The organism is Pelagibius sp. (genome assembly GCF_028289705.1).
Classification (GTDB): Bacteria; Pseudomonadota; Alphaproteobacteria; order Kiloniellales; family Kiloniellaceae; genus Pelagibius.
Map to the genome: position 1 here is coordinate 16,062 of NZ_JANQOI010000110.1, position 12,046 is coordinate 28,107.

The following is a 12,046-nucleotide window of genomic DNA, read 5'->3' on the forward strand; positions in this document are numbered from 1 at the left end:
CAGCATGGATTTCGCTCTGGCCCCGGAGACCGACGACCTTCGACGCCGCGTCAGGGCCTTCGTCGAGTCTGAAATCATGCCGCTGGAGGCCGACCCGGCCAGCTTCGACGATCACGAGAACATCAAAACCGATCTGCTGGAACCGCTGCGGGCGAAAGCGAAGCAGGCGGGACTCTGGGCGCCGCAGATGCCGAAGGCCAGGGGCGGGCTGGGGCTTTCGGTTGCGGCCATGGCCGCCTGCTATGAGGAAATGGGCCGCTCCATCTTCGGACCCGTTGTCTTCAACGCAGCCGCGCCCGACGACGGCACCATGATCGCGCTGGAGAAGATCGCCACCGAGGCCCAGAAGGCCCGCTGGCTGCAGCCCATCGTCGATGGCGAGGTTCGCTCCGCCTTTGCCATGACCGAGCCGGCCCCCGGGGCGGGATCGGACCCGGGCCTGATGCGCAGCCGCGCCGAGCGCCGGGGCAATGCCTGGGTGCTGAACGGCCACAAGTGGTTCATCACCGGGGCCGGCGTTGCCGAGCACTTCATCATCGTGGCGCGCACCTCCGACGACACCCGCAAGGGGCTCACGGCTTTTCTGGTCCACCGCGAAACCCCCGGCCTCACCATCAAGCGGCGCATTCCGATCATGGGTCCGGAAGAACACGGCGGGCACTGCGAAGTGCTGATGGAAGACCTGCAGGTGCCCGACGACGACCGCCTGATGGAGGTCGGTGACGGGCTGAAGGTGACGCAGATCCGCTTGGGCACCGCGCGCCTGACCCACTGCATGCGCTGGCTGGGCATGGCCAAGCGGGCGATGGAGATCGCCCGGCCCCATGTCGCCGAGCGGGAGAGCTTCGGCCAGACCTTGGCGGAGCATGAGGGCGTGCAGTGGCTGTTGGGAGAGGCGGCCATGGCGATCGAGATTGGTCGCCTGCTGACCATGCGCGCCGCGGTCAAGCTGGACGGCGGCGACTTCGCCCGTAAGGAGATCTCCATGGCCAAGATCCAGGTCTCGGAGACGCTTCACAAGGCGGTCGACACGGCGATCCAGCTTCTCGGCGCCCGCGGCTATTCGAAGGACACGCCGCTGGAATGGATGTACCGCTACGCCCGCCAGGCGCGCTTGGTCGACGGTGCCTCCGAGGTGCACAAGATGGTGCTGGCCCGTGCGTTCCTGAACGAGGGCCTCGACTTCTGGGACTGGGCGTGACGGCGACCCTTGCGGAGAGCCGTCTGGCTCAGCACAAGACCGCGCTGGAAGACTTTCTCGCCACCGCCGCGGAGGCCGACGCGGTCGATCTGGATGATGTCGTCCCGCTGACCGGCGGCGCGATTCAGGAGAACTGGCTGCTTGACCTGCGCTTTCACGGCGGGGCGCACGCGGGACGGCGCCAGGTGGTTCTGCGAACCGATGCCGCCTCCGGCGTCGCGGTCAGCCGCAGCCGGGCCGAGGAGTTCGCGCTGCTGAAGGCCGCCCGGGCCGCCGGCGTGAGCGTTCCGGAGCCCCTGTGGCTGTGCAAGGATCCGGCCATTCTGGGCAAGGTCTTCTATGTGATGGCGCGTGTCGAGGGTACCGCCGCACCTCACAAACTGATGAAGGACAAAGAACTGGGCGGGGATCGCGAGCGGCTTGCCACGCATCTCGGAGCTGAGCTCGCGAAGATCCACAGCATCCGGCCGCCCCAGGCCGCGCTACCTTTCCTCGGCGAGGTGCCGGCGCATCCCGCGCTTGCGACAGTGGAACGCTACCGCGCCCATCTGGACCGGCTCGGCGCCCTCTCGCTGCCGCTCGAGTGGGGCCTGCGGTGGTGCGAGCGCCATGCGCCGGACTGCGCCGGCGTCACCCTGGTGCATCAGGACTTCCGCACGGGAAACTACATGGTCGACCGCCAGGGCCTGACGGCGATCCTCGATTGGGAGTTCTGCGATTGGGGCGACCCGATGAGCGACATCGGCTGGTTCTGTGCCAAGTGCTGGCGCTACGCCCATCCCGAGCTGGAGGCCGGCGGCATCGCCGAGCGCCGATCCTTCTACCGCGGCTACGAAGAAGCGGCGGGAACAAGGATCGATCCGCAGGTGATCGCCTATTGGGAGGTGATGGCACATCTGCGTTGGGCGGTGATCGCCCTGCAGCAGGGCGAACGCACCCTTTCCGGCGAACAACCCTCCCTGGAACTTGCGCTGACTGGCCGGATCTATCCGCCGCAGTTGGAGCGCGAGATTCTACGCGCGACCGCGCCGGATCGTTGGAGCGCGGCACGGTGAAAGGCGGAGAGGCGAACGCTGCGGAATTGCTGCGCCTTGTCGAGCACGAACTGGCGAACGAGGTCTTGCCGCAGCTCTCCGGCGACCTGCGCTATCGCGCCCGACTGATCCTGAACGCCGTGAAGATCGCAACCGCCGAGCTGCAGGCGGATCGGGATCTGAGCACCGCAATCAAGGATGCACTCGGGCCCCTGACGGCTTCGGCCATCGATGCGCCGGACACCAGCGGCAAGGGCGCCGCCGACCAGGTTCAAGCGCTGCAGCAGATGCTCCGCCAGGGTGAGCTGGACGCCGATCCGCAGCTCTTTGAAGCACTCGTTTGCATTGCAGAGGCGCGCTGCAAGCTGGTCCCCTGACCGTTCGCTCAAGCGTGTAGAACCAGCCCTCGCGGCCGGCTCCGCTGTAACCATCGGTAGCGCAGACTGCCTTAACCTTTGAACGAAAAGCTCAAATCGAGTTACCCCCAAGTTCCACAGGGCGCTCGATTGACAGCCTAAGGATCTGGTGCGAGCATCCTGCGTAACCACCAGATCTTGTGGATAAATCGGGGAATAACCCTGTGAGCAAACCTGGCGACGAAAATCGAGCCATGTTCATCAGTCCTTACCTCAGGCGGCCGATCCGGCCTCTGAAAAAGGTTCTGAGTGAGCGTGACGAAGACGCGGTGGCGTTCAGTCGGATACGGGCGGTGAACGACGGGGCGGTGAACGGTGCGGCGGTAGAGTCCGTGACCTTCGACTCGGCCTCTTGGAGAAGCGCTCGCAAGCGCGCACTCGCATCGGACTAAGCGCGTCACTTCACAGACAGTGTTGTTGAGGGATGCGGCGTCGGGACGCCGGGCCTAAACCTGTGGCCGATCGGCGGCGTCAGGGTGCCTGATCGAGATGGACCATCTTGCGGATACAGACGGAGATCAGTCCGAGGGACTCCTCGGAAAAATCGAACTGGACTCCGACCTGTCCGGCTTCGCGCCACATCGGCAGACAAACGACCGTCTCCGCCTCGGGATGGCTGAGGGAGATGCCTGAGTCCTGAATCCCCTCCAGGGGAACATCGCGGTCAAAGAGCAGGCGCGCCCCGCCAAGCGAGACATCGGCGACGACACAGGGATAGATCCTGCCGCCCAAGTGCGCGGTCAGAGCGAAGGTCCGCACAGCGGAATAGCGCGGCCACTCTCTGTGCTCATGCATTGGCGCTGTCACAGCCCTGTTGGCTGGTTGTTGCAAGTCGCTGCCCGCCGGTTGCCCCTCACCATCGCGGTACGGTGCCGCGAATCGAACCTCATAAACCCTGGCGAGAGAATCTTAACAATTCGTTACATCGACGCACAGTCCTTTCCACTGGAGCCAGCAGCCAAATGGGTCCTGATGACGGCTCTGTGAGGCGCTGGCGCGATCGGCACATGCAAAGCAACGCCGTCGCGGATGATCGGCGCCGCGGCTGGTTCGGGCGGGTTGCGGCGGCACGACGGGGTTTATTCGGCGCCGGCAATGGGGCCGGCACCATCTCAAAACTGCCCGATATTTGCTACACGCGCGCAATTGAGAGCCGGATAAAACTCCTCCTTGCCATTGGAACGATAACGAAAAGCACTCAGACGAACTGAGCAGGCAAAGAACAAGAAAATCGTGCTTGCGGGTCTGTCCGACTGCGGTCGCGTGAGCCTGGGACGGTAAGTTCCTGCCTCGCCGCAGTGATCGACCGGTCGGGCAATCTCGGGAGGAGAGGTGGATCTCCGATGCCGGCATGCGCCGGCATTACGGGTCTTTGCGTGTCAGAGTGGAGCGGTCCGGCGATGAACCCTGGCAATACGACACTGATCACCGGCGGGGCCGGGTACATCGGAAGCCACACGGTTCTCGCGCTGCTTCAGGCCGGGCGGCGGGTCGTGGTGCTGGACGATCTCTCGGCGGGCAGCCGCAGCCTCGTCCCGGGGGAAGTGCCTTTCATCCAGGGCGACGCCGGCGACGGGATGCTGCTCGAAGCCGTCCTGAAGAGATACAAAATCTCAGCCGTCATTCACTTTGCCGGCAGCATCCTCGTCGAGCGCTCGGTCGCCGATCCGCTGGCCTACTACCACAACAACGTCACGGTCAGCCGCAATCTGTTGCAGGCCTGTGAGCGCGCGCGGATCAAGACGTTCATTTTCTCATCCTCGGCTGCGGTCTATGGCGTAGCCGACGTCAATCCGATTCCGGAATCCGCTGCGACACGGCCCATCAATCCCTACGGCACCTCGAAGCTGATGACCGAGTGGATGCTGAGAGACCTGGCCGCAGTCAGCGATCTTCGCTTCGTCGCCCTCAGATACTTCAATGTCGCCGGTGCCGACCCTCTGAGGCGGAGCGGCCAGTTGGGCCCGGAAGCGACGCACCTTCTGAAGGTGGCAAGCGAAGTGGTGACCGGCGCGCGGGACTCCATTGCCATCTTCGGCAGCGATTACGACACGCCGGACGGCACCTGCGTGCGCGACTACATCCATGTCTCAGATCTCGCAAGCGCGCATCTGGCGGCGCTGGATTATCTCGAGGGCGGCGGCGAGAGCCGGATCCTGAACTGCGGATACGGGCAGGGCTATTCGGTGCGCGAGGTTCTGCGGGCGGTCGAGCAATGCACCGGGCGGCCGCTCAATGCCCGCCTGGCGCCGCGGCGGCGCGGCGACCCGCCGAGTCTGGTTGCCGACCCGACGGCTTTGAAGCGGACTCTGTCATGGGTTCCCCGCTTCGACAGCATCGAAGTGATCGTCAACACGGCGATCGACTGGGAGCTCTCGCTGACAACCGGCTCCGCCAGACGTTTGCGCGCCAGGGCCTAGACACGACCGTGACGCTCCAGCAGCCGCGCGATGCGGACGATCCGATGGCGGGCACTCCGGTGGTCTTCGGTCATGATTGGGCCGAAAGCACGGTCATCAAACGCATCCGCAGCTTTACCGCCCTGGGGCTCGAGGTTCTCGGCTTCAGCTTCCGCCGCGAGAAATTCAATCAGGCGTTCGTCCCCTTTTGGGAGAACGTCCACCTGGGGACCACCACCGACCGCGCCTATGCGAAGCGCCTGCCGAAGTTGCTGGGCGCGCTTCCCCTGCTGTTCAAGCATCGCGCGGCACTGAGGTCGGCCACCTTCATTTACGCCCGCAACGTCGACATGTGCGTCCTCGCAGTCCTGGCACGCATTCTGTCCCGATCCGAAGCGCCGCTGGTCTATGAGGTTCTGGACATCCAGCGGATCTTCATCGGTGGGCGGCCCGCAAACTATCTGATGCGTTGGCTGGAGCGCCGCGTTCTCAGGCGCTGCGATCTTCTGGTGATCTCATCGCCAGGGTTCATGGCGCGCTACTTCACCCCGGTGCAAGGCTATCGCGGACGCTCCTTCCTGCTGGAGAACAAGATCAGTTTTGCCAAGGCGAAGCTGATCGAAAGACCGGCAGCGGGGATGGCTGTGCCCGGCGCGGGCGCTGAGCCACCGAAGAAGTGGGTGATCGGCTGGTTCGGCACGCTGCGCTGCCCGAAGAGTCTGGACATGCTGTGCCGCCTGGCCGAAGCGCTGCCCGAACGCGTCGAAATCTACATGAGGGGCTATCCGACGGAGACCGGGCTCGCGGTCTTCGAGGAGGCCATCGCCAAGCACCCGAACATGACCTACGGCGGCGAGTATCGGAACCCGGAAGACCTGGCGGAAATCTACGGGAAGGTCCATCTGACCTGGGCCTTCGATTTCCTGGACGAAGGTAGCAACTCCAAATGGCTGTTGCCCAACCGGATTTACGAGGGCGGCTACTACGGCAGCGTCGCCCTGGCCGAGAAGGGCACAGAGACCGGTGACAAGGTGCGCGAGCTGGCGCTTGGCTATACCTTCGACGGGCCCGTTCTGGACAACCTGATCGCCTTCCTGCGGTGGTATTCCTGGGACGAGCATCTGGCACGCCGCCAGCACATCCTTTCCCTGCCCACGCGGGAGTTCTGCGACCTCTACGACACCCGCGATCTCTGCGAGATGATCCTGGGGCTTGCGGAACGGCGCAGTGGCGATTTGCTTCGTCAGAGCGGGAGCTCCGGATTGCGTGCCCGAACAGAGGATAGGGGCGGGGCGTGACGGCGCTGGCGGATCCCGCAACGTTGCTCCTCGCCCTGTGCGGGCTCTGCGCGTTCGCGGTGATCTATCCCTATCTGCTCTATCCGCTGGTTCTCTCCTGGATGCCCCCGCGCCCGCTGAAACCGCTGGAGCCGACACAACCGGCCGAACGGCAGCCACGCCTCTCTCTGGCGTTCTGTGCCTACAACGAAGAAGCTGTGCTGTCTGAGAAGATCGCAAACCTCCGCCGCCTCGTCGCGCAAGACCCGCGGTTGGAGATCCTGGCCTACTCCGACGGCAGCAGCGATGCGACGGCCCGTCTGCTTCAGGCCGAGGAAGATTGGATCACCGTCGTCGCCTCGGCGCAGCGGCTCGGCAAGAGCCACGGCATGAACAGCTTGGTGCAGGCGGCAAGCGGTGACTATGTGCTCTTTACCGACGCCAACGTGATGGTGGAGCCAAGCGCGCTCATGGCGGTCCGCAGGGCCTTCCGGGACCTGGAGGTGGGCTGTGTCTGCGGCCGCCTGGTCTATAGCAATCCGGAGGAGGGGGCGACGGCAGCCACCGGCGCCCTCTATTGGCGCCTTGAGGAGCGGATCAAGGCGGCGGAGAGCCGCTGCGGTTCCACCATGGGCGCCGACGGGTCGCTCTTCGCGGTGCGGCGCCGGCTCTATCCGAAAGTGCCCGCGGACATCATCGACGACATGTATGTCTCGCTGTCCATCCTCTGCGCCGGTTACCGCGTGGTGAGTGTGCCCGATGTGCTGGCCCATGAACGGATGACCACCGACAGCGGCGACGAGTTTCGCCGCAAGGTGCGCATCGCCTGTCAGGCCTTCAACTGCCACCGTCTTCTGTGGCCGCGCATGCGCCGGCTGCCGGCCCTGGATCGCTTCAAGTACCTCTCGCACAAGCTCCTGCGCTGGTTCGGCATCTATTTCCTGCTCCTGGGTCTCGCGGCGGGGACCGCCTGGCTGTGGCTCGTCGGCCTCGGCCCATGGGCGCTGTGGCTTCCGCTCCTCCTGGTCGCCGCCTATGGCCTCGGGCGCAGCCGTTGGGTCCCGCCGCTTGCCGGCCCGGTGGAAATCCTGCGCGCCCTTGCGGCGACCGGCCTGGGCCTGCTGAAAGCGCGCCAGGGCCAACGCTTCCAGACCTGGGAGCTGCCGCAGAGCAGCCGCAAGACCGGATGAGCGCCCTGCGCGTCGCGCTCTGTGCCGCCACCTATCGGCGGCCCCAAGGTTTGCGGCGGTTGTTGAACGCCGTGGCGGCTTTGGAAATGCGGACCGAGCAGGCGCGCCGGTTCGACGTGGTGATCGTCGACAACTCGGCTGAGGGGCAGGCGCGGCCCCTGGTTGAAGAGGCAGCCGCCGCCTTTCCCTGGCCACTGCACTATGTGAGCGAACCCCGCCGCGGGATTACCTTCGCCCGCAACGCCGCGCTGATGCGGGCGGCCGAGCTGGGGGCCGATGCCGTCGCCTTCATTGACGATGACGAGTTTCCGGACCCCGGCTGGCTGGACGCACTCCTGAACCGGCGATCTGTCAGCGGGGCGGCCGTGGTGCTCGGTGCGGTCCAGCCGCTGTTTCCGCCGGGAACCCCGGGGTGGATCGTCAGCAGCGGCTTCTTCGAGACCCACCGCTTTGCCGACGGGGCGACGATCAGCGACGCCCATACCGCCAATGTGTTGATCGATCTGCATGTGCTGCGCCGGCACGGCCTCAGCTTCGACCATCGCTTCGCGCTGCGCGGCGGCGAGGACACCCTGCTGTTTCGCGATCTCCTCAACGCCGGAGAGCGGATGGTCTACGCCGCCGATGCCGTGGTCTACGAAGCGGTGCCCGAGAGCCGGGCCCGCCTGGGCTGGCTGATGCGGCGCTGGTATCGGACCGGCAATGTCGAGGCGGAGCTCTTCCTGCGCGGGCATGAAGCCTCGCGCTGGCGCCCGGCGGTCAATGGTCTACGCGGCCTGTTGCGTGTCGCCGCCGGCAGTGGGCTCTTTGCCGCCAACCTTCTGGTGCTCGGTCTCGGCGAACGCCGGCGCATCGTCCGCCCTCTCTACACGCTCTGCCGCGGCTGCGGGCTGATCGCCAGCACCCTGGGCCATGATCATCTGGAGTACAGGGACGTTCATGGCGCTTGAACGCAGGCGCTGCCGCCGTCCGAGGCACGGGCCGCAGTCTGTGTTTTTTGTCGGACATCGCAGGAGCGACGCGGCATCCGCGCCATGTCTCTGATATGGTTCCGAAAATCAGGATCGTCTTGGGGCCTTCGCGTCTCTCGCCGCCACCCTTTGCTCCTTCCATGCAAGGGCGGGGATCGGTTTTCTGCGAGCTGGATGGATGCATGACCTGCGGCAGGGGGAAAGGATGACGACCCTAAGGCAACTGCCGGCCTCTGCGCCCGCCGAGTTCATGAACCTTTCGATCATGCAGCTCCTCGGCGTCCTTTGGCGGCGCAAATCCATCATTATCGTGACCCTCTTGCTGGCGCTGTCCCTGGCCGTGATCGGCAATGGCCTGATCACTCCCCGCTATACCGCGACGGCCACGGTGATCGTCGAGCCGCGTCAGCAGAATGTAATCGAGATCGAGTCGGTGATCCCGAGCCTGCCGGTCAGCCTGGAGACCATGCAGAGCGAAGTGCAGATCATCCGGTCGCCGACCGTGGCGCAAGAGGTGATCGACAGCCTTGGCCTCGCGGCCCTCGCGGAGTTCAATCCGGCGCTGCTGCCCAAGGAGAAGAGCCTGAGGGACGACGTCAAGGCCGCGGTCAAAGGCCTCTTCCAGCCGATCATCGCCTGGCTCAAGGACGAGACACCACGCAGCCGCGGCGTGGAACTCGCCGAAGCACCGGGGGTTTGGGATCTCAATGCCGAGGAGGCTCAGCGGGACTGGGGCCAGACCAGGATCGTCAATGCCTTCCTGTGGAAACTGGACGTGGCGATCCAGGGTTCGTCGCGCGTGATCTCGATCTCCTACACGACCAACGATCCGGCGCTGTCTCAGCAGGTCGCCAATGCCATCGCCGATCAATACATCCGCGATCAACTGCGCCTGAAGACCGCCGCCCTTGCGGGGGCGAACACCTTCCTCAGCGCCCGCATCAGCGATCTGCGCGGCGATGTGGAGACCGCCGAGCGCGCCGTCGAGGACTTCCGGGCGACAACGCCGATCATCTCCGAACGCGACGGCGAGCTACTGGCCGAGCAGATCTTCTCTCTCAGCCGCAAGCAGCTCGACGCGCAGCTCGAACTGGATACCGTCAACGAACGGCTGGCCCGGGTCCAGATCGCCATGAGCAGCAGGGGGCAGACCGCGGCCTTCGACGGGGTGGAGTCGACCGTGATCGATTCCCTGCGGCTCGAGGAAATGCGGCTGAGAGAGCAGGAATCGGAACTGCTGACGACCCTGGGCGAGCGCCATCCCAAGGTCATTGCGGTACGCTCCCAGCTTTCCAAGCGTCAGCAACAGATGTTGGAAGAGGTGCAGAGCCTGCTGGCCAGCCTGCAGAACGAAAAGAACATCGCCCAGCAGCGGGTGGGTTCCCTCAAGACTTCGCTCAGGAAGCTGCAGCAGGACTCCGACGCCCTGAACGCCGCGCAGATCGAGCTGCGCGCGCTGCAGCGCGAAGCCGAAGCGACCCGCGAGGTCTTCGCCTCCTTCCTCAATCGCTATAAGGAAACCGAGCACCTGGACTACGACCAGGCACAGTCGCGGATCCTGGCCCTGGCCAGCATCCCGACCGGTCCCTCCTTCCCGAAGACGCGCCTGAACTATGTCATGGCCGTGGTGGCCGGCTGCGGCCTGGGGGCCTTGGTCATCCTCTTGCTGGAGCTGACCGTCCGCGGCTATCGCGGCCCGGAAGAGCTGCAGTCCGCGCTTGGGCTGCCGGTCCTCGCAGTCATTCCGCAGGTGACCTCGCGCAAGCTGAAGGGCATGGGGCTGGAGCGCTTCCTCGCGGAAGACCCGAACTCGGCCTTTGCCGAAGCGCACAAGGGCATCTTCGCCGCGCTTCGGGTCGACCGCCGGGCCCTCAACCTTGGCAACGTGGTCCTGGTGACCTCCTCGGTCCCCAATGAAGGCAAGTCCGTCTGTTCGCGCACGCTCTGCACCTCGCTGGCCCGTGCCGGGATGAACGTGCTGCTGATCGATGCCGACCTGCGCGCATCGGAACAGGAGACGCGCCTGGGGCTTTCCGACTTCGTCCTGGCCGACTGTCCGCTGGAGAAAGCGGTCCAGATGGACGAGGACACGCCACTCTCGGTGATCGGGCCGGGAACCGATGTGGCGGACCCGCTGATGGTGCTGCGCGCGCCGAAGCTGGCGAAGTTCATTCGCGCGGCCGCCGATCAGTACGACCTGGTCTGTATCGACGCGCCGCCGGTGCTGGCCGTATCCGACGCCGCCACCCTGGCGGAGTTGGCGGACCAGGTGGTCATGGTGGTGCGCTGGCAGCGCACGCCGAAGACCTTCGTGCAGACTTCGGTGGAGCGTCTGCGCAGGGGCCGCGCCCATGTCGCCGGGACGGTCATGACCCAGGCCAAGATCAACCGCAGCGCCCGCAGGAACCCCTATACCGTCGGCTATGCCGACCGCAGCTTCCGCAAATACTACTGACGCAAGAGGCAAGGTCATGGCGATGCCCCGCGTTTCGGTCATTCTGCCGGCCTACAATGCCGAGGGTTCCCTGGGTGGGGCTCTGGACTCGGTTCTCGCGCAGTCTCTGGACGACCTCGAGGTCTTGGTGATCGACGACGCCTCCCGGGACCGCACCGCCGACATCGCCACAAGCTACGCGGCGAGGGACCATCGGGTCCGGCTGTTGCATTCGGACGTCAATCGCGGCGCGGCGGCCGCCCGCAACCTTGGATTCTCCGCCGCGCAGGGGCGCTGGCTTGCGGTGCTGGATGCCGACGACAGCTTCGGGGCGCAAAGGCTGGAAAGGCTGATCGCCCGGGCGGAGCGGGAGGAGGCGGACATCATCGCCGACAACCTCCGCTTCGTCGCCCACCCGGAGGGCCGCGATCTGGGAACCGCCCTGCCGGCCCGCAGCGCGGCATTTCGCGGACCGCTTTCGGCGGCGCGCTTCGTGCGCGGCAATCTCTTCCTGACCCGCGGGTTCAAGCTGGGCTATCTGAAGCCGATCCTGCGCCGGCGCTTTGTCGAACGCCATGGACTGCGCCAGAACGAGCGCCTGAGGATCGCCGAGGACTATCACTTTCTCCTCGACGCCTTGCTCTGCGGCGGGCGCTTCCTCACTGACCCGGAGGCAGGCTACCGCTACACCCAGAGGCCCGGGTCCCTGTCGCGCGGGCTGACGTTGGAAGACCTCCGCCAGCTCAGTGCCGCAAACCGGCTGGACCTCCTGCGCGCCACGCCCCAGGGCGGGGCGGATCTGCGTTCGGCCCTGCAGAAGCGGCAGTGGTCCGTGGACCTCAACATCCGGCTCGTGGAGTTCCAAGCAGCCTTGAAACGCCGCCGCGTCTGGGATGCCGGGCGCATCTACGCCCGCAACCCCGACCTCACGCCCTATCTGGCGTTCTATGGCTTGCAAAGCCTGCGCAAGCGCCTGCCGGGGGGTGACCGCCTTGTCTAGGGCCCGACCGCTAGGGCGTCGTGGCGCCCGCGTTTGCCACCACAGGCTCAGAACGGGCGGCCCAGATGGCTGTGGGCGCGCTGCGTCCGCGCAGCTCGGCGTCCTCGATCCGCTCGAAGTGCGC

Annotated in this window: 10 protein-coding genes; 9 read left to right on the forward strand and 1 reads right to left on the reverse strand. The window is 65.7% G+C overall.

Translation table 11 applies throughout. From position 1 onward, the window contains the following. Positions 1–4: 4 nt before the first annotated feature. Genes Q0996_RS14860 through Q0996_RS14870 form a run of 3 tightly spaced genes read left to right on the forward strand, consistent with a single transcriptional unit; the run spans position 5 to position 2,612 of the window. Entirely contained in the window at positions 5–1,201 is a 1,197-nt protein-coding gene (locus Q0996_RS14860) for an acyl-CoA dehydrogenase family protein (protein WP_299621203.1), read from the forward strand. Beyond that, positions 1,198–2,256: a phosphotransferase family protein gene (locus Q0996_RS14865; RefSeq protein WP_299621206.1), complete on the forward strand. Its 1,059-nt coding sequence runs from the start codon at positions 1,198–1,200 to the stop codon at positions 2,254–2,256. Before Q0996_RS14860 ends, Q0996_RS14865 begins: the two co-directional genes overlap by 4 nt. Then, the gene (locus tag Q0996_RS14870) at positions 2,253–2,612 is read left to right on the forward strand and encodes a DUF6285 domain-containing protein (RefSeq protein ID WP_299621209.1); all 360 of its coding nucleotides are present in this window, start codon (positions 2,253–2,255) and stop codon (positions 2,610–2,612) included. Before Q0996_RS14865 ends, Q0996_RS14870 begins: the two co-directional genes overlap by 4 nt. A gap of 510 nt (positions 2,613–3,122) precedes the next feature. Here the strand turns inward: Q0996_RS14870 and Q0996_RS14875 are convergent. Further along, positions 3,123–3,446, reverse strand: coding sequence for a PilZ domain-containing protein (locus Q0996_RS14875; RefSeq protein WP_299621212.1), 324 nt, complete (start codon positions 3,444–3,446; stop codon positions 3,123–3,125). A 605-nt stretch (positions 3,447–4,051) separates the two neighbouring features. Here Q0996_RS14875 and galE point away from each other — a divergent pair. The 6 genes from galE to Q0996_RS14905 all read left to right on the forward strand — a co-directional run bounded on the left by galE (position 4,052) and on the right by Q0996_RS14905 (position 11,922). Then, positions 4,052–5,071, forward strand: a complete 1,020-nt coding sequence (gene galE / locus Q0996_RS14880) for a UDP-glucose 4-epimerase GalE (protein WP_299621215.1) — start codon at positions 4,052–4,054, stop codon at positions 5,069–5,071. A gap of 8 nt (positions 5,072–5,079) precedes the next feature. After that, positions 5,080–6,348, forward strand: coding sequence for a glucosyl transferase (locus Q0996_RS14885; RefSeq protein WP_299621218.1), 1,269 nt, complete (start codon positions 5,080–5,082; stop codon positions 6,346–6,348). Further along, entirely contained in the window at positions 6,345–7,517 is a 1,173-nt protein-coding gene (locus tag Q0996_RS14890; RefSeq protein WP_299621221.1) for a glycosyltransferase family 2 protein, read from the forward strand. Before Q0996_RS14885 ends, Q0996_RS14890 begins: the two co-directional genes overlap by 4 nt. After that, positions 7,514–8,467, forward strand: coding sequence for a glycosyltransferase family 2 protein (locus Q0996_RS14895; protein ID WP_299621224.1), 954 nt, complete (start codon positions 7,514–7,516; stop codon positions 8,465–8,467). The genes Q0996_RS14890 and Q0996_RS14895 overlap by 4 nt, the downstream gene beginning before the upstream one ends. Positions 8,468–8,693: 226 nt before the next feature. Beyond that, the gene (locus Q0996_RS14900) at positions 8,694–10,943 is read left to right on the forward strand and encodes a Wzz/FepE/Etk N-terminal domain-containing protein (RefSeq protein WP_299621227.1); all 2,250 of its coding nucleotides are present in this window, start codon (positions 8,694–8,696) and stop codon (positions 10,941–10,943) included. Between the two features lie 16 nt (positions 10,944–10,959). After that, complete coding sequence (locus Q0996_RS14905; RefSeq protein ID WP_299621230.1) at positions 10,960–11,922, forward strand: glycosyltransferase family 2 protein; 963 nt, start codon at positions 10,960–10,962, stop codon at positions 11,920–11,922. Positions 11,923–12,046: the final 124 nt, after the last annotated feature.